15 protein-coding genes are annotated in these 17391 nt (G+C 74.0%); 8 read left to right on the top strand and 7 right to left on the bottom strand.

What is annotated here, in order from left to right; all coding sequences use genetic code 11:
• Positions 1 to 30: 30 nt before the first annotated feature.
• The 3 genes from UK12_RS23745 to UK12_RS23735 form a co-directional block, all read right to left on the bottom strand.
• Positions 31 to 1089 carry a prenyltransferase gene (locus UK12_RS23745; protein ID WP_197085123.1) on the bottom strand — a complete coding sequence of 353 codons (1059 nt, stop codon included), beginning with the start codon at positions 1087 to 1089 and terminating at the stop codon, positions 31 to 33.
• Positions 1086 to 1820 carry a class I SAM-dependent methyltransferase gene (locus UK12_RS23740; RefSeq protein WP_045305141.1) on the bottom strand — a complete coding sequence of 245 codons (735 nt, stop codon included), beginning with the start codon at positions 1818 to 1820 and terminating at the stop codon, positions 1086 to 1088. The genes UK12_RS23745 and UK12_RS23740 overlap by 4 nt, the downstream gene beginning before the upstream one ends.
• 103 nt (positions 1821 to 1923) lie before the next feature.
• The gene (locus UK12_RS23735) at positions 1924 to 3249 is read right to left on the bottom strand and encodes a glycosyltransferase family 4 protein (RefSeq protein WP_045305140.1); all 1326 of its coding nucleotides are present in this window, start codon (positions 3247 to 3249) and stop codon (positions 1924 to 1926) included.
• 241 nt (positions 3250 to 3490) lie between these two features.
• Here UK12_RS23735 and UK12_RS23730 point away from each other — a divergent pair, with 241 nt between their 5' ends.
• The 6 genes from UK12_RS23730 to UK12_RS23705 all read left to right on the top strand — a co-directional run bounded on the left by UK12_RS23730 (position 3491) and on the right by UK12_RS23705 (position 10128).
• Positions 3491 to 4123 carry a TetR family transcriptional regulator gene (locus UK12_RS23730; protein WP_197085122.1) on the top strand — a complete coding sequence of 211 codons (633 nt, stop codon included), beginning with the start codon at positions 3491 to 3493 and terminating at the stop codon, positions 4121 to 4123.
• Between the two features lie 338 nt (positions 4124 to 4461).
• On the top strand, positions 4462 to 5883 hold the full coding sequence (locus UK12_RS44530; RefSeq protein ID WP_052682106.1) for a prenyltransferase/squalene oxidase repeat-containing protein: 1422 nt from the start codon (positions 4462 to 4464) through the stop codon (positions 5881 to 5883).
• Positions 5880 to 6536, top strand: a complete 657-nt coding sequence (locus UK12_RS23720) for an SCO2322 family protein (protein ID WP_197085121.1) — start codon at positions 5880 to 5882, stop codon at positions 6534 to 6536. The genes UK12_RS44530 and UK12_RS23720 overlap by 4 nt, the downstream gene beginning before the upstream one ends.
• Positions 6537 to 6569: 33 nt before the next feature.
• A complete protein-coding gene (locus UK12_RS23715; protein ID WP_045305139.1) occupies positions 6570 to 7673 on the top strand; it encodes an energy-coupling factor transporter transmembrane component T in 1104 nt (367 codons plus the stop codon).
• A complete protein-coding gene (locus tag UK12_RS23710) occupies positions 7670 to 9289 on the top strand; it encodes an ABC transporter ATP-binding protein (RefSeq protein WP_045305138.1) in 1620 nt (539 codons plus the stop codon). The genes UK12_RS23715 and UK12_RS23710 overlap by 4 nt, the downstream gene beginning before the upstream one ends.
• Complete coding sequence (locus tag UK12_RS23705; RefSeq protein ID WP_045305137.1) at positions 9286 to 10128, top strand: ECF transporter S component; 843 nt, start codon at positions 9286 to 9288, stop codon at positions 10126 to 10128. Before UK12_RS23710 ends, UK12_RS23705 begins: the two co-directional genes overlap by 4 nt.
• Before the next feature lie 37 nt (positions 10129 to 10165).
• On the opposite strand, the gene UK12_RS23700 is transcribed toward UK12_RS23705, so the two are convergent.
• Entirely contained in the window at positions 10166 to 10504 is a 339-nt protein-coding gene (locus UK12_RS23700; RefSeq protein ID WP_082119888.1) for an antibiotic biosynthesis monooxygenase family protein, read from the bottom strand.
• Positions 10505 to 10713: 209 nt separating this feature from the next.
• Between UK12_RS23700 and UK12_RS23695 the strand changes: the two genes are divergently transcribed.
• Complete coding sequence (locus tag UK12_RS23695; protein ID WP_045305136.1) at positions 10714 to 12366, top strand: carboxylesterase family protein; 1653 nt, start codon at positions 10714 to 10716, stop codon at positions 12364 to 12366.
• A gap of 32 nt (positions 12367 to 12398) precedes the next feature.
• Here UK12_RS23695 and UK12_RS23690 read toward each other — a convergent pair whose 3' ends face one another.
• A complete protein-coding gene (locus UK12_RS23690; protein ID WP_082119887.1) occupies positions 12399 to 14468 on the bottom strand; it encodes an MDR family MFS transporter in 2070 nt (689 codons plus the stop codon).
• A gap of 248 nt (positions 14469 to 14716) precedes the next feature.
• Between UK12_RS23690 and UK12_RS44525 the strand changes: the two genes are divergently transcribed.
• On the top strand, positions 14717 to 15763 hold the full coding sequence (locus UK12_RS44525; protein WP_045305135.1) for a peptidoglycan-binding domain-containing protein: 1047 nt from the start codon (positions 14717 to 14719) through the stop codon (positions 15761 to 15763).
• Positions 15764 to 15803: 40 nt separating this feature from the next.
• Here the strand turns inward: UK12_RS44525 and UK12_RS23680 are convergent, their stop codons facing one another.
• Both UK12_RS23680 and UK12_RS23675 read right to left on the bottom strand, forming a co-directional pair.
• Entirely contained in the window at positions 15804 to 16388 is a 585-nt protein-coding gene (locus UK12_RS23680; RefSeq protein WP_231591358.1) for a TMEM165/GDT1 family protein, read from the bottom strand.
• A 215-nt stretch (positions 16389 to 16603) separates the two neighbouring features.
• Complete coding sequence (locus UK12_RS23675; protein WP_045305134.1) at positions 16604 to 17371, bottom strand: ABC transporter permease; 768 nt, start codon at positions 17369 to 17371, stop codon at positions 16604 to 16606.
• Positions 17372 to 17391 lie beyond the last annotated feature (20 nt).

Here is a 17391-nt window from a genome sequence, read left to right as displayed (position 1 = left end):
CCCAGAAGTCCGGGAGAGCGCCCGACGGCCTCAGCAGCAGTCGTTGACGACCAGTCCGCTGGGCAGCTGCTCGCCGCCGAAGACCGCCACCGTGGCGTGGTCGCCGCCGAGTGCGGCGACGGCCAGCAGGAGTGCGCCCGCGGTCCAGGTGGTGCGCTCCTCGGGCCAGACGGCGTCGTCCTCGAAGACGTAGCCGGTCCAGTAGGAGCCGTCGGTGTGCCGCAGGTGCTGGATCCATCGGAGGATCTCCACCGCGCGGTCGGACTGTCCCACCGCCCAGAGGGCGAGGGCGAGTTCGGCGCTCTCGCCGCCGGTCACCCAGGGCCGGTCGCTGACGCAGCGCACGCCCAGGCCGGGCACCACGAAGCGGTCCCAGTCGCGCTCGATCCGCTGCGCGGCGGCGGCACCGCGCAGCGCGGTGCCGAGGACGGGGTAGTACCAGTCCATCGAGTAGCGGTCCTTGTCGAGGAACCGCTCGGGGTGCTCGGCGATCGCGTGGCGCAGCCGTCCGGCCGCCAGCTCCCAGTCGGGCTGCGGCTCTTCGAGGTAGTCGGCGACCGCGAGTCCGCAGCGCAGCGCGTGCAGGATGCTGGACGAGCCGGTGAGCAGCGCCTCCTGCGGTGCGGTGCCGTCCTCGTCGAGGCGCCAGGCGATCGGGCCGTCGGGCAGCCGCAGCGCGACGGTGAAGTCGAGGGCGCGGCGGACGACGGGCCAGAGCCATTCCAGGAAGGCGTCGTCACCGGTGCTGAGGTGGTGGTGCCAGGCGCCGACGGCGATGTACGCGCAGAAGTTGGTCTCCTTCGACGTGTTGGTCACCTCGCCCCCGGTGTAGGCGGCGTACCAGGAGCCGTCCGGGTTCTGCTGCTCGGCCAGCCAGCGGTAGGCGGCCTCGGCGGCGGCGTGCTCGCCCGCGGTGTCGAGGGCCATCGCGGCCTCGGTGTGGTCCCAGGGGTCGAGGTGGCCGCCCCGGAACCACGGGATGGCACCGTCCGGCTGCTGGTCGGCGAGGATGGAGCGCACGGTCGCGGCGGCCTGCTCGGCGTCCAGCACGCCGTCCAGCAGCAGGGCCTCCGGAACGGCGGCGGTCACTCGGCTGCCCGGTGCGGCTTGGAGGCGTACACGACGAAGCTCTTGCCGATCACGGGGTTGAGCGCCTTCTCGGCGGCCTTGGTGAGCGTGCTGATGACGGGGGTGCCGACGATGTCCCAGACCAGCAGCTGGTGGTAGGCCTTGACCGGCAGCGCCTTGTCGTTGTTGACGCCGACCGCGCACTTGATCCACCAGTACGGCGAGTGCAGCGCGTGCGCGTGGTGGGTGCCGTAGGGGGTGAGGCCGGCGTCCCTGACCTTCTCGACCAGTTCGTCGCCCCGGTAGATCCGGATGTGGCCGCCCTCGACCTCGTGGTACTCGTCGGAGAGCGCCCAGCAGATCTTCTCGGGCAGGTAGCGCGGCACGGTGACGGCGAGCAGCCCGCCAGGCTTCAGCACCCGGACCATCTCGGCGAGCACGCCCTTGTCGTCGGGTATGTGCTCCATCACCTCGGAAATGATGATCCGGTCGAAGGTGTCGTCCTCGAAGGGCAGCGCCAGCGCGTTGCCCTCCATCGCGACCGCCGAGGCGCCCGCCGGAGCCTCACCGGCCTGCTCCATCGCCGCGAACCACTTGCGCACCTCGGCGATCTCCTCGCCGTTCTGGTCCAGGGCGACGACGTTGGCACCGCGCCGGTAGCACTCGAACGCGTGTCGGCCCCCGCCGCAGCCCAGGTCGAGCACCCGGTCGCCGGGGGCGAGCGGGAAGCGGGAGAAATCGACGGTCAGCACTGCGGGCTCCCATTCATTGCTGCTGTACTCGATCCCGGGGTCGACCCCGGGATCCGTTCCCCTACTGCAAAGTTGACGATTCGTCAGGAAACTCGGGGGTGGGTCAGGCCACGTAGCGCCAGCCGTCGCCGGAGCGGGCCCGCCGGCCGGCTCCGGTGGCGATGGCCGCCCGGTAGCGGTCGGCGGTCAGCTCGGCGGCCCGCTGCCAGGTGAAGTTGGCCAGTACTCGCTCCCGCCCGGCCGCGCCCAGCTCGGCGCGCAGCCGCGGATCGTCCAGCAGCCGGCCGAGGGCCGCCGCCAGTGCGCCCGAGTCGCCGGGCGGCACCGCCAGGCAGGTGGCGCCGTCGGGTCCGGCGACCTCCGGGATGGCGCCGCCGGTGGTCGCCACCAGCGGCGTCCCGGTGGCCATCGCCTCGGCGGCCGGCAGCGAGAAGCCCTCGTACAGCGACGGCACGCAGGCCACCTCGGCCGAGCGGTAGAGGTCGACCAGCTCCTGGTCGGTCAGCCCGCTGCGGAACTCGATGTGCTCCTCCAGGCCGAACCGGCGGACCGCCTCCGCCACCGGGCCGTCCTCGCGGCGCTTGCAGACCACCACCAGGTGCGCCGTGCGCTCGGTCCTGAGCTTGGCCAGGGCCTCGACGAGGTGGATCAGGCCCTTCAGCGGGACGTCCGCGCTGGAGGTCGCGACGATCCGGCCCGGCACCACCGGAACCGACGCGTCCGGCGACCAGAGCCGGGTGTCCGCGCCGATCGGGACCACCGAGATGTTCCCGGGCGCGGCGCCCAGGTGCTCGGCTATCTCGCTCTTGGAGCTGCCGGAGACGGTGATGATGTGATCGAGCCGCCGGCTGACCCGGCGCTGCATCCGGGTGAAGCCGTACCAGCGGCGCAGCGAGAGGCGGCGCAGCCTGGTGGCCGCCGCGTCCAGCTCCAACTGCCGGTCCACGGTGACGGGGTGGTGGATGGTGGTGACCAGCGGGAAGCCGTGCCGGTCGAGGCCGAGCAGGCCGTAGCCGAGGGTCTGGTTGTCGTGCACCACGTCGTAGCGGCCCTTGTGGGCGGCCAGGTACCGGCGGGCGCGCAGGGAGAAGGTGAGCGGCTCGGGGAAGCCGCCGGTGCGCATGCCGGCGACCTCCAGCACGTCCACCGCGCCCCGGTACTCGGCGAGCTTCGGCGTCCGGAACGGGTCGTCGGCCCGGTACAGGTCGAGGCTGGGCAGCTCCACCAGACGGACCGATCCCGGGCCCTCGACCTCGTCCAGCACCGGGTACGGCTGCGAGCCGATCACGTCGACGTGGTGGCCGAGGCGGGCCAGCTCGCGGGAGAGGTGCCGGACGTAGACGCCCTGGCCGCCGCAGAACGGGTCACCGCGGTAGGAGAGCAGGGCGATCCGCAGCGGTCTCGGCAGCGCGGTCGTCAGCGCGGTCATCCGGGGCCCCTTATCCCTACTCACCCGGGCACGGACTGCCTCAGCGGTAAAGTAGATCACGTTTCATGGTGGTGTGGAGCTCATCGTTGGGCAAGTGAACAATGAGAGACCTCGAAGATACCGGCCCGTAGCTTGCGCTCAGGATCCAGGGCTGGTGATTCACGCCACGCTGCGCCCCCGCCCGGCCGCGTGCCGCGACCGCAGGCCCGGTCCGCGGGCCCGCAGCGATAAGGAGCCCGCCTTGACCCCAGCCGCCGCCAGCAGCTCCACCGCTGCCGCCCTCGCCGCCGCCACCCTGACGGGCGACGAGCTCACCCCGCGTCAGGCCGAGCGCCGGCAGCGCATCCTGCGGGCCTCCACCGCACTGGCCGCCCGGGGCGGGTACGAGGCGGTGCAGATGCGCGAGGTCGCCGAGGGCGCGGACGTCGCGCTCGGCACGCTGTACCGCTACTTCCCGTCCAAGGTGCACCTGCTGGTCGCGGTGATGCTGGAGCAGCTCGGACGCCTGCACGAGCAGGTCCGACGCCGTCCGCCGACGGCTGAGGACCCGGCCGCCCGGGTCGCCGAGACGCTCACCCAGGCGTTCCACGCGCTCGGCCGCGAGCCCCGGCTGGCCGAGGCGATGGTCCGGGCGCTGTCCTTCGCCGACCGCTCGGTGAGCCGGGAGGTGGACGAGGTCAGCTCCCTGACCTCGGCCATCGTGCTGGCCGCCGCCCGGCTCGGCGAGGAGCCCACCGCCGCCCAGCAGGCAGCGCTGCGGGTGATCGGCCACACCTGGTACGCCGCCCTGCTGGCCTGGCTGTCCGGCCGGGCCTCGCCGGCCGAGGTCCGCGCCGACCTGCACACCGCCGCGCGGCTGCTCACGCTGGACTGAGCTCCTCGCGCTTCCGTTCGACCACCCGGGCGCCCCGCAGAACTGATACGTGTTCCAGTCCGGGCGGCGCCGGGCCGCCGGACGGGCCGGATAGAGTCGAGGGCGCGAAAACTTCATCCGCCTCCCCCGGGGAAAGCCGGTGCGACTCCGACGCTGACCCGCAACCGTGACCCCGCCCGCACCAGCCGAACCTCCGGTCCGGCCCGGTCGACGGCGGGGCAGCCGGAGTGCCCGGGGCGGGGCGAGCGGCCACGCCGGGTTCCAGCCCGGTCTCCGTCGAGGTATACGGGCGGCCCACCGGGCCGCTGCACCGCTCATCGAAAGGCAATCCCTCCGTCATGCTGACCGCTGCCCGCCTGGGCGCCACCGCACTGGCCGGCCTGCTGCTGGCCGGTACCGCCGCCGCGCCCGCGCCGGCCGACACCACCCCGTCCCCCACCCCCGCGACCGCTCCCGCGGAGGTGTACGGCAAGGGCGACCCGACGTACGACGGCGTCTGGCGCCAGTCGCTGGCGCTCACCGCACTGGCGGGCGCACAGGTCGTCCCGGCCGACTCCGCCGTGAACTGGCTCACCGGGCAGCAGTGCGCCGACGGCGGCTGGCCGTCCTACCGGGCCGGCGCCGCCACCGCCTGCGACCCCAAGACCGAGGACAGCAACGCCACCTCCATGGCGATCCAGGCGCTCTCCGCCCTCGGCGGGCACCGGGACGCCGTCGGCAAGGGCGTCGACTGGCTCAGGAGCAGCCAGAACACGGACGGCACCTGGTCCTTCAACCCGGGCAACCCGGGTGACGCCAACTCCACCGGACTGGCCGTCAGCGCACTGCTCGCCACCCGCACCGACCCCGCCACCGTGGCGAAGGACGGCAAGTCCGGATACGACGGCCTGGCCGCCTTCCAGCTCGGCTGCAACGCCCCGGCCGACCAGCGCGGCGCCTTCGGCTACCAGCCCGCCGCCGACGGCACCCTCGCCGCCAACGGCCTGGCCAGCGCGCAGGCCGCGCTCGCTGCGGCGGGCGGCCGGCTGCCGGTGACCACGACCGACCGGACCGAGGGCGCGCCCAAGGCGCTCGCCTGCGCCGCCGGTTCGACCGAGAAGGCCGTGCCGCGCGCGGACTCCGCCGAGGCCGCCGCCGCGTACCTGAACGCCCAGCTCACCGCCAACGGCCAACACCTGATGCAGACCATGCCCGGTGCCGCGCCCACCCCGGACTACACCGCCACCGCGTGGGCGGTGCTCAGCCTGATCCAGGCCGGGCACCCGCAGCAGGCCGCCAGCGCTGCCGACTGGCTGGCCGGGAACGGCTACGACTGGGCCGCCAAGGGCAAGTCGGGCACCGACGCCTCCGCCGCCGCCTCGATGCTGCTGGTCGCGCAGGCCGCCAAGCTGGACCCGTACAACTTCGGCGGCACCAACGTGGTGCAGCTGCTGGTCAACGCGGGCCCGGCCCCGAAGAAGCTGCCGACCGCCGCCGTGTCGGCCGCCTCGGACAACCCCGACGGCACCAAGGCTCCCGGCTCCGGCATCACCGAGGCCGACGACAACAGCGGCTTCTCCCCGATCTGGCTGGTCGGCATCGGCCTGCTGGTCGGCATCGGCGGCGGCCTGCTGCTGAGCCTCAACCGCCGTCGCGGCGCCCACCAGCAGGGCGGCGAGAACACGCCCGACGCCCCGGCCGCCGACGGGCAGCCCGAGGCCGAGAAGCCCGAAGCGGAGAAGCCCGAGGGCGGCAGGTCCGAGGGCGAACCGAAGAAGTGACCCTCGTCCCGCGCCGTGCGGCGGCGGCCCTGCTCGCCGCCGCACTGGCCGTCCCGCTCACCCTGCTGCTCGGCACCGCGCCCGCGCAGGCCACCGGCTACCGCTACTGGTCGTTCTGGAAGTGGTCCGGTTCCGCCTGGGCGTACCAGCAGCAGGGCCCGACCGTGCACGTCCCGCAGGACGGCGGCGTGGACGGCTGGCGGTTCGCGGTCAGCCCGGACGGCGGCCGGGACGCCGCGCGCCCCACCGCCGCCGGGGACTTCGGCGCGATCTGCGCCGACACCCCGGCGCAGCCCGGCCGGAAGCGGGTCGCCGTGGTGCTGGACTTCGGTACCGCCGCCGACGCTCCGTCGGCCGAGGCCCCGCCCGCGCCGCGCACCGCGTGCGCCGCCGTCCCGACCACCGCCAGCTCCGCCGAGGTGCTCGCGGTCGCGGCGCCCCCGCTGCGCTACGACACCAACGGCCTGCTCTGCGCCATCGCCGGTTACCCGCACGCGGGTTGCGGCGACACCGTCGCGGACGGCGGGAGCACCCGGACCGGTGGCGCGGAGCACCGCGGCAGCGGCCCCTCGCTCGGCCTGATCGCGGGCGGCGCCCTGATCGCCGCCCTGGCCGGCGGCGCCGTCTGGCAGGCCCGTCGCCGCCGTACCTGACCGAGCCCGTCAGCCTTCCCGAGGAACTCCCCCGTGCCCAAGCCCCGTACCACCCGCCCGGCCGTCGGCCCGCGCCAGCTGCACCCCGGCGCCTGGTGGCTCTGGGCGCTCGGGCTGGGCGCGGCGGCCTCCCGGACCACCAATCCGCTGCTGCTCCTGCTGATCGTCGCGGTCGCGGGGTACGTGGTCGCCACCCGGCGCGGCGACGCGCCCTGGTCGCGCTCGTACGGGACCTTCCTGCGGCTCGGGCTGATGGTGCTCGGCATCCGGCTGGTCTTCGCGCTGCTGCTCGGCTCACCGGTCCCCGGCACCCATGTGCTGCTCACGCTGCCCCGGCTTCCACTGCCCGACTGGGCGCAGGGGGTGCGGATCGGTGGCCGGGTGACGGCGGAGGCGCTGCTCTTCGCACTGTACGACGGCCTGAAGCTGGCCACCCTGCTGGTCTGCGTCGGCGCCGCGAACGCGCTCGCCAGCCCCGCCCGGCTGCTGCGTGCGCTGCCGGGCGCGCTCTACGAGGCCGGGGTGGCCGCGGTGGTGGCGATGACCTTCGCGCCCAACCTGGTCGCCGACGTCCAGCGGGTGCGGGCGGCCCGCCGGCTGCGCGGCGGCACCGACCGGGGCGTCCGCGCCGTCCTCGGGGTCGGACTGCCGGTGCTGGAGAGCGCGTTGGAGCGTTCCGTCAGCCTGGCCGCCGCCATGGACACCCGGGGCTTCGGCCGCACCGCGACCGTCGCACCCCGGGTCGCCAGGACCACCGCCGCCCTCACCCTGCTCGGTCTGCTCGGAGTCTGCGTGGCCGCCTACGGGCTGCTCAGCGCGGACGGCACCGGCTGGGCCCTGCCGCTGCTGCTGCTCGGTCTCGCCTCGGCGGCCGGCGGACTCCTGCTCGGTAGCCGACGGGCCGTCAGAACGCGCTACCGGCCCGACCCCTGGGCGCTGCGCGAGTGGTCGGTGGCGGGCTCGGGGGTGGCGGTCGCCGGGCTGATGGTCTGGCTGTCGGGCCGTGACCCGGGCGCCCTCACCCCGTCGCTGATCCCGCTCACCGCGCCCCGGCTTCCCCTGCTGCCCGCCCTCTGTGTGCTGGTCGGCCTGCTGCCCGCCGTCACCGCACCCACCCCGCCCCGGAGTTCCTCGTGATCACCTTCGAGCAGGTCTCGGTCCAGTACCACGGCGCCGAGGAGCCGGCGCTGCGCGGCGTCGACCTCACCGTCCCCGAGGGCGAACTCTGCCTGCTGGTCGGGCCGTCGGGCGTCGGGAAGTCCACCCTGCTGGGCACCGTCAGCGGACTCGTCCCGCACTTCACCGGCGGCGTGCTGCACGGCCGGGTCACCGTGGACGGGCGCGACACCCGCACCCACCGTCCGCGCGAACTCACCGACGTGGTCGGCACGGTGGGCCAGGACCCGCTCGCCCACTTCGTCACCGACACCGTCGAGGACGAACTCGCCTACGGCATGGAGTCGCTGGGCCTGGCCCCCGACGTGATGCGCCGCCGGGTGGAGGAGACCCTGGACCTGCTGGGCCTGGCCGAACTCCGGAGCCGGGCGCTCAACTCGCTCTCCGGCGGCCAGCAGCAGCGGGTCGCGATCGGTTCGGTGCTGACCACCCACCCCAGGGTGCTGGTCCTGGACGAGCCGACCTCCGCACTCGACCCGGGTGCGGCGGAGGAGGTGCTGGCCGTGCTCCAGCGGCTCGTCCACGACCTCGGCACCACCGTGCTGATGGCCGAGCACCGCCTGGAGCGGGTGGTCCAGTACGCCGACCAGGTGCTGCTGCTGCCCGGGCGCGGCGAGCCGCCGGTCCTGGGCGAACCGGCCGAGGTGATGGCGCACTCCCCGGTCCACCCGCCGGTGGTCGCGCTCGGCCGCGCCGCCGGCTGGTCGCCGCTGCCGCTCTCGGTCCGCGACGCCCGGCGCAGGGCCGCCCCGCTGCGGGCCCGCCTGGAGGGCCGTACGCCTGCGGCCGCAACCCCCTCCGCGCCCGCCGAGGCCGCCGCCGCCGTCGACCGCCTCGCCGTCCGGCGCGGGCCGGTTCCCGCACTGCGCGGCGTCCGGCTCGACCTGCACCCGGGCGAGATCACCGCACTGATGGGACGCAACGGCGCCGGGAAGTCCACCCTGCTCGGCGCGCTGGTCGGCCTGCACCGCCCCGCCTCGGGATCGGTCCGCGTCGGCGGCCTGACCCCGCACCAGGCCCGGCCCAAGGAGCTGATCCGCCGGATCGGCCTGGTCCCGCAGGACCCGCGCGACCTGCTGTACGCGGAGACGGTCGCCGCCGAGTGCACCGCCGCCGACCGGGACTCCGGCGCCGAGCCCGGCACCTGCCGCGCCCTGGTCTCCCGGCTGCTCCCCGGCATCGACGACGCCTCCCACCCCCGGGACCTCTCCGAGGGCCAGCGGCTCGGCCTCGCGCTCGCCGTGGTGCTCACCGCCCGCCCCGGCGTGATCCTGCTGGACGAGCCCACCCGGGGCCTGGACTACGCCGCCAAGGGACGCCTGATCGAGATCCTGCGCGACCTCGCGGCCGACTCGCACGCCGTCCTGCTCGCCACCCACGACGTCGAACTCGCCGCCGAACTCGCCCACCGCACGGTCATCCTGGCCGAGGGCGAGATCGTCGCGGACGGCCCGACGCCCGACGTCGTGGTCTCCTCCCCCGCGTTCGCCCCCCAGGTCGCGAAGATCCTCGCGCCCGCTCCCTGGCTGACCGTCCCGCAGGTGGTCGCCGCGCTGGCCGCCGAGGAGACCCCGTGACCGCGCACGCACCGCTCGCCCGGCCGGTCCCGCTGGGCCCGCGATCGATCGTCCTGCTCCTGCTGATCTCGGCCGTCGGCGTCGCCGCCTTCGGCTGGCCGCTGCTCGCCGACCGGTCCTCCGCGCTGGTCGGCCACTCCGGCGACGCGCCCTGGCTGTTCGCGCTGCTGATGCCGCTGCTGCTGGCCGTGGTGATCGCGCAGATCTCCGAGGGGCGCTCGGCGGAAGGCGGCGAGAGCGGTCTGGACGCCAAGTCGGTGGCCCTGCTCGGCGTGCTGGCCGCCGCCGGTGCCGCACTGCGGCCGCTCGGGGCGGGCACGGCGGGGCTGGAGCCGATGTTCTTCCTGATGGTGCTGGCGGGCCGGGTGCTCGGCCCCGGCTTCGGATTCGTCCTCGGCTCGGTCTCGATGTTCGCCTCCGCCCTGCTCACCGGCGGGGTCGGCCCCTGGCTGCCGTTCCAGATGCTCAGCATGGGCTGGGTCTGCCTCGGCGCCGGACTGCTGCCGGGAGCGGCCACGCTGCGCGGGCGCCGCGAGCTCGTCCTGCTCGCCGGCTACGGCAGCCTCGCCGCCGTCGCGTACGGGACGGTGATGAACCTCCAGGGCTGGCCCTACATCGGCGGTCTGAGCAGCTCGATCGCCTTCGTCCCCGGCGACCCGCTCAGCGCCAACCTGCCCCGCTTTCTCGCCTACTGCCTCACCACGTCCCTCGGCTGGGACCTGCCCAGGGCCGCCCTGACCGCCGTCCTCTGCCTCACCGTGGGCGGCCCGGTCCTGCGCGCGCTGCGCCGGGCGGGACGCCGGGCCGCCTTCGCCGCCCCGGTCGACTTCCGCCCCTGAGCGCGGTTCCCCGGGGCCCGGGGAACCGCGCGGCCGGCTACTTCTTCGGGCCGGCCGACTGCACCACCTCGAAGGACCACAGCGTGGACCCGGACGCCGCCGGGCGCTGCGGCGCCTCGCCGCCCTCGGCGGCCGGCGGGCCCTGACGGTGCGCCGCCTGCATCGGGCCCTCCATCCACGCCTTGAAGTGCTCCTCGCTCGCCCACCGGGTGTAGACCAGGTAGCTGTCGGTCCCCTCGACCGGGCGCAGCAGCTCGAACCACTCGAAGCCGTCCGAGTTCTCCACCGCACCGGCCCGCGAGGCGAACCGCTTCTCCAGCGTCTCCCGCATCTCCTCCGGCACCGTCAGCACATTGATCTTCACGACACTACCCACGCGACACCTCTCACACCTGACCCGACGGACGGCCGGACGCCGCCCCCGCCCAGCCTACGGAGCCCGCGCTTCCGCTTCGCCATCGCAACGGCGCCGGGCGCCGTGCACTTGACGGAGTTTCGATCACCGGGTGGACCCCTCCCGACAGCGAACGCAGACTCGGCCGAAACCGACAGCGCCCAAGCGCGGGACCGGCCGAGGAGCCAGTGATGCGACGACCCCAAGGCATTCGCCGACGCACGTTCCTCGCCGGAACCGCGGCCGGAGCAGCCGTAGCAGCCACCGCCGCCGCTCCGGCCCGGGCGGCCGCCCCCACCGCCGGAGCTCCGCAGGCCCGCACCACCGCCGGCCGGGTGCGCGGCGAGCACCTGGGCGCCGTCGAGGTCTTCCGCGGTGTCCCCTACGCCCAACCGCCCGTCGGGCCGCTGCGGTTCTCCTCGCCGCGCCCGCCCAGGCCCTGGGACGGCGTCCGGGACGCCACCGCCTTCGCCGCCCCCTCGCTCCAGTCCGTCCTTCCGGGCAGCAGCGAGGACTCGCTCTACGCCAACGTCTGGACGCCGTCCACCAGCGGCAGCCGCCCCGTGCTGGTCTACATCCACGGCGGCGGCTGGATGCTGGGCGCGGGCAGCATGCCCACGTACGACGGCGCCCGGCTCGCCGAGCGCGGCGATCTCGTCGTGGTCACCTTCAACTACCGGCTCGGCGTCTTCGGTTTCGGCCTGCACGAGGACCTGGCCGACCAGCGTACGGGCTTCGCCGCCAACTGGGGCCTGCAGGACCAGGCCGCGCTGCTCGGCTGGGTGTACCGCAACGCCCGTGCGTTCGGCGGCGATCCGGAGAACATCACGGTGGCCGGGACCTCGGCGGGCGGTTCGAGCACCTGGCAGCTGGCGCTGCTGCCGGAACTGCGGTCGGTGATCCGCCGGATCGTGCCGATCAGCGCGGCGCACGTCTGGAGCCCGGGAGTCGCCCTGACCCCGGAGGACTCCCGGACCGCCTTCGCCTCGGTGGCCGCCCGCCTGGGCACCTCGGTCGCCGGACTGCGCGACGTCCCGGCGGCCACGCTCCGCGACACCTGGGACGCCCTGTTCGCCGGAGCCCCGGAGAGCAGGGCGCTGGCCAGCGGACGCGAGTACCGGGGACCGGTGGTGGACGGCCACTGGATGCGCGGGTACGACTACGAACTCCCGGACCCAGGACTGCCGGTGCTGGCGGTCAACGCCGCCACCGAGGGGTCGTTCTTCACCGGCCCGGGCTCCCCCGTCCCGATGCAACTGCCCTCCAGCGACGCCGAGTTGCCGGAGGCCGTGCGGAACTACCTGCTCAAGGGCGCAGCCGAGGTGCCGGCCGGGCTGCCGGACCGGCTGATCACCGCGTACCGCGCGGCCGCCGTCGCCGAGGGCCGGGCCGCCGACCCGCTGTCCCTGTTCACCGAGATCTACGGCGACGGCCTGTTCCGGTACCAGATCGTGCGCCTCGCCGAGCGCCGGGCGCGCGAGAACGCGAGCGCGCAGTACCGGATGGAGTTCGCCCATCCGGTGCGCGCCCCCTACTTCGGGACCCCGCACGAGGCGACCTCCCCCTTCCTCTTCGGCACCAACGCGATCCCGGAGAACGCGGCCGAGTTCGGCGACGGCCCGCTGGAGCGCCTGGTCTCGGACACCTTCATCGACCTGGTCTCCTCCTTCGCCCACAACTCCGTCCCGGCCAGTCCCAACGCCCCCGCGCTGCCCGCCTTCTCCCCCGCCACCGCGAGCACCCTGGTCCTCGGCGGCCCCGAGGTCGCGCGCCTCGCCAGCACCCCGAAGGCGGCCCAGCTGCGCGCCTGGGACCAGGCCGGCTGGGTGCCCGCCCCCGTCTGACCCCTACCGGCCGTCCCGCACAGCGAGGGAGCTCAGAACGAGCGCCCCTCGCTGTGCGGGACGTGCTCGGGCGCGGTGCGGTCCGGGCGGTCGCGGTCGTCGCTGCACAGCTGGCTGCTGAGGCGGTTGAGCAGATCCGCCAGGTCCCCGAAGCGCTTCTCGTCGTAGTCGCCCATCAGCGCGGCGAGCTGGGAGCGCCTGGCGGCGACCAGCTTCAGCGCGACCTGCTCGCCGCGCTCGGTGAGGCGCAGTGGCAGCCCGTTGCGGACCGCGAGGCCGCGGCCCTCCACCTCTCTGGCGGCCGCCTCGACCACGTCGATCGGAACGATCCGGCGCTCGGCCAGCTCGGCCGGCTCGACGTGGCCCTGGCAGTGCATGGCGAGGATCAGCCAGCTGGAGGCCGGTCTGAGATCGAGTCCGGCCTCGGCGGTGATCCGGCGGAAGAGGTCGCGCCGGGCGTCCCTGGAGTCGAGCACCGAGAGGGCGCGGGAGATCTCGTCCAGCGAGGAGCGTTCGACCGGGTTCACGCCGATGGACTCACCGAGGTCGGGGGCGGTGACCGTGCTGCGGAGCTTGTGCTCGCGGATGAAGAGCGAGAGGACGAAGGCGACGACCACCAGCGGTACCGCGTACAGGAAGACGCGGGTGATCGACTCGGCGTACGCGTGGTGCACCGCGGCCCGGGCGGCGGCCGGCAGGGTGGCGATGAGGCGCGGGTCGGCGGTGACGTCCTGCGGTCCGAGACCGGGAGGCAGGGTGAGGCCCGCCAGGGCGTCCCGGATCCGGTGGTTGAGGCCGGAGGCGAAGACGGTGCCGAAGATGGAGACGCCGAAGGAGGCGCCGATGGAGCGGAAGAAGGTCGCGGCGCCGGTGGCCACCCCGAGGTCCTGGTAGCCGACCGAGTTCTGCACGATCAGCACCAGCACCTGCATGACCAGGCCGAGGCCGAGGCCGAAGACCAGGAAGTAGAGGCTCATCTCCGCCGTACTGCTGTGCTCGGTGAGGCGGGAGAGCAGGAGCAGGCCGACCGTGGTGACCGCGGTCCCGGCGATCGGGAAGATCCGGTAGCGGCCGGTGCGGGAGACGATCTGGCCCGAGCCGATCGAGGTGAGCAGCATGCCGAGGACCATCGGCAGCATGTGGATGCCGGACAGCGTCGGCGAGACCTGCATGACGACCTGGAGGAAGGTCGGCAGGTAGGTGAGCGCGCCGAACATCGCGAAGCCGACCACGAAGGAGATCACCGCGACCAGGCTGAAGGTCCGGGAGCGGAACAGCCGCATCGGGATGACCGGCTCGGCGGCCCGGTTCTCCACGGCGACGAAGGCCACCAGCAGGGCCGCGCCGAGCACGGCCAGGCCGACCACCTGCCAGGAGCCCCACGGCCAGGTGGTGCCGCCGAGCGAGGTCATCAGCACCAGGCAGGTGGCGACCGAGGCGATCAGGAAGGTGCCCAGGTAGTCGATGGTGTGCTGCCGCTTCGCCCCGGCGCCGGGCAGTACGGCGGCGATCACCGCCAGCGCGACGACGCCGACCGGCAGGTTGACGTAGAAGACCCAGCGCCAGCTGAGGTTGTCGACGAAGACCCCGCCGAGCAGCGGTCCGAGCACGCTGGTGACACCGAAGACCGCACCGAACAGGCCCTGGTACTTGCCCCGGTCGCGCGGTGCGACGAGGTCGCCGACGATCGCCTGCGAGAGCACGATCAGCCCGCCGCCGCCGAGGCCCTGCAACGCCCGGAAGGCGATCAACTCGCCCATGTTCTGGGCGAGTCCGCAGAGCGCGGAGCCGATCAGGAAGATCACGATCGAGGCCTGGAAGAGCCGCTTCCGGCCGTACATGTCGCCGAGCTTGCCCCAGAGCGGGGTGGCGGCGGTGGAGGCGAGCAGATAGGCGGTGACCACCCAGGAGAGGTGTTCGAGGCCGCCGAGGTCACTGACGATGGTGGGCAGCGCGGTGGAGACGATGGTCTGGTCGAGCGCCGCGAGCAGCATCGCCAGGAGCAGTGCGCCGATGGGCACCCAGAGGTTGTGGACCGTCACCTGCGGGGACGCGGGCCCACCTGTTCCGGCACGGTCGGACGCGGCTGCCGGGTTCGCCATGCCAGCTCCTCGGTGAAGTCCGGGCTGATCGTCCAGCCTCACCATGATGCCAGTATTGTCCGAATTCATCACATCTGATTGCACCGTCCGCACTCGACCGCCACCAGGTCGCCGCACATCGTTCATGCACCGCAGACCGCCACAGAACCGGACAACTGCCCCGGGATCGGGCACTCGACTCTGTCAACTCCCCGTTAGCTCCTGCATAATCAGGCGGGTTCGCCATCGGAACCGAGGAGGACCGGCCCATGCCGGGAGAGCACTGCGTCAGGTGCGGCACCGTCCGGACTCCCGGCGGCTGCGCGTGCGCCGCCGTCCCGTACGGCCGTCCGGGCCAGCCGATCCGCCCGATGCACCCGGACCTGGACGAGACCGCGGTCCTCCCGCACACCGAGGGCCCGCCACTGGTCCGCCCGTACGTCCCGGCCGCGGCCGGGTACCAGGAACCGCACCCGGACGCGTTCCCCACCGCCCTGCTGCCGCCGGTCCCCGCGCAGGACGCCGAGGCCACGGCGCTGCTGCCGCCCGTACCGCCGCAGCCGTACCCGTCCATACCCGCGCAGCAGCCCTACCAGCCCCACCAGCAGCAGTTCCAGCCGCCGTACCGGCAGCAGCCCGGTCCCCCGTACCAGCCGCAGCCGCACTCCGCCGAGCTCGGGATCTTCGCCTTCCAGCAGGGCGACGGGCCCGGTGGGCGGGCCGAGCGGCGGGCGCAGCAGCACGAGGCCCCGCTCAGACGCAAGGCCGTCATGGCGGCGGCCGGAGTGGGGATCGTCGCGATCGGCGCCGGTATCGCCTTCGCACTGGCGCCCGCCCAGGGGAAGGGCGGCAACGACCAGGCGGTCCCCGCTCCGATCGGCACCATGACGGCCCTGCCCACCGGTGCACCGGTCAGTGCCCCGCCGACCAGTGCGGCGCCGGACAGCCCCTCCCCCTCCCCCACCAGGTCGAGCCCCAGGCCGTCCCCCGCCGTCAGCCGCGCCCCGGTCATCGCGGTGAAACCCATGACGGCCAAGCCGGCCCCGCCCCCGTCCCCCACCGCCGCCCCGAGCACCGCCGCCCCGTCCCCGAGCCGGAGCACGGCGCCGACCCTGGGCCCGGGCTCACGCGGCCCCGAGGTCGCCGCGATGCAGCAGCAGCTCTCACAGTGCGGATACAAGGTCCGGGCCAACGGCTACTACGACGACCGGACCACGAACGCCGTCAGCAGGTTCCAGTGGGATGCGGACGTCCAGGGCGACCCCGACGGCGTCTACGGCCCCAACACGCGGGCCGCGCTCTCCGCCTACTGCTGAGCCGGGAGCCCCCGGGGGCGGCCGATCGCCCGGCGCAGGGTCAGCCGGTGATGGCGTTGAAGACGCTGAAGGCGGCCATCAGCAGCATCACACCGGCCGCCACCCGCACGATGACCTTCATCGGGACGTACTGCAGCAGCTTCTGCCCGCCCACGATGGCGATCCCGCCGACCGCGCACAGCGCCAGCCAGGCGCCGATGCCGACCGAGACCGGGTCGGCGTACTTCGCGGCGAGGTTGGCGGTCATGATCTGGGTCAGGTCGCCGAACTCGGCGACCGCGACGACCACGAAGCTGGCTCCGGCGACCTTCCAGAAGCTGCCCGAGGAGGGCTCCTTGGCGGCGTGGCCGTCCTCGTCACCGTCCTTGTGCCAGAGCAGCATCAGCGCGCCGATCAGGAAGAGCAGGCCCGTGACGCCCTCCACCCAGCGCTGCGGCAGCAGGGCGAGCAGGCTGCCCGCCGCCAGGGCGAGGCCCACCTGGAGGGCGAAGGCGGCGGCGATCCCGGCGAAGACGTAGCTCGCCCGGTAGCGGGTACCGAGGACCAGGCTGGCCAGGGCGGTCTTGTCGGGCAGTTCGGCGAGGAAGATGACGCCGAAGGTCAGAGCGGCGATGGTCAGGCTCATCAGGGGTGGTTTCCCTTGGTCTGGCTGCCCGGCCGGATGACCACCCATCGGGGGACGCCTCGGCCCGACAGCACTGGTCATGGTCACAGCACTGCGGCCGAAGGTCTCGCCGACACCCCGTGACGGGCGGGTGTCCCGGGCGCCGGGCCCGCACGAGGCGAGGCCAGTATGTCGACGGTCCGGTGGAGGGCTACTCCCCTTCAACACCCGCCAGCCTACCCGATCGGCGTACCGACCCCGTGGGCCACGAGTCCCCGCCCGACCAGCTCCAGCACCACGACGATCGCCACCGCCTCCACCACCAGCAGCGCGATCAGCACGAACAGCTGCACCGCGCCAGCCTGGACCGGCGTCGCCCCGCCGAGCAGCATGCCGACGAAGGCACCGGGCAGGGTGACCAGGCCCACCGTCCTGGTCTGGTCGAGTGCCGGGACCAGCGAGGTCGCCGCCGCCGTCCGGCAGATCTCCAGCCGGGCGTCCCGGTCCTCGAAGCCGAGCGCGAGCGCCGCGTCCACCTCGCCGTGCCGCTGTCGCAGCTCGTCCAGTGCCCGGCGGCCGGCCAGCGAGGTGGCGGTGAGCGCACCGCCGATCAGGATTCCGGCCACCGGGATGACCGACAGGCCCTTCGGTGGCAGCAGTCCGCCGGCCAGCAGCAGCGCCAGCACCGGCAGCACCCCGATCGCGATCGGGGCGGCGGCCCAGTACCAGCCGGGTCCGGTCGTCATCCGCCGCCCGGCGGTCCGTACCGCGACCGTGAACATCACCAGGACGAACAGCGCCGAGGTCCAGAGCGAGCCGACCACCCAGGTGATCACGAAGGCGACCGCCGCCAGCTGCAGCACGGCGCGCAGCCCCGCCCGCAGCACGTCCCGGCCGTGTCCGAGCAGCCCCCGGCCGGCGACCGCGGCCGCCGCGAGCAGCAGTGCGGCCGTGACGGCCCCGAGGGCGGGCGTGACGGGAAGGAGCTGGTTCGCGGCCGCCACGGCTCAGATCCAGCTGGTGA

Source organism: Saccharothrix sp. ST-888 (assembly GCF_000955975.1).
In the GTDB taxonomy this organism is placed as follows: domain Bacteria; phylum Actinomycetota; class Actinomycetes; order Streptomycetales; family Streptomycetaceae; genus Kitasatospora.
Note: the sequence above shows the minus strand (reverse complement) of the source record. Positions and strands in the feature narration are given on the sequence as shown.

Excerpts from the sequence above, each read along its gene's own strand:
- UK12_RS23690 (WP_082119887.1), bottom strand. The coding sequence starts at position 14,468 with ATGGCGAACCCGGCAGCCGCGTCCGACCGTGCCGGAACAGGTGGGCCC.
- UK12_RS23680 (WP_231591358.1), bottom strand. The coding sequence starts at position 16,388 with ATGAGCCTGACCATCGCCGCTCTGACCTTCGGCGTCATCTTCCTCGCC.
- UK12_RS23735 (WP_045305140.1), bottom strand. The coding sequence starts at position 3,249 with ATGACCGCGCTGACGACCGCGCTGCCGAGACCGCTGCGGATCGCCCTG.
- UK12_RS44530 (WP_052682106.1), top strand. The coding sequence starts at position 4,462 with ATGCTGACCGCTGCCCGCCTGGGCGCCACCGCACTGGCCGGCCTGCTG.
- UK12_RS44525 (WP_045305135.1), top strand. The coding sequence starts at position 14,717 with ATGCCGGGAGAGCACTGCGTCAGGTGCGGCACCGTCCGGACTCCCGGC.
- UK12_RS23695 (WP_045305136.1), top strand. The coding sequence starts at position 10,714 with ATGCGACGACCCCAAGGCATTCGCCGACGCACGTTCCTCGCCGGAACC.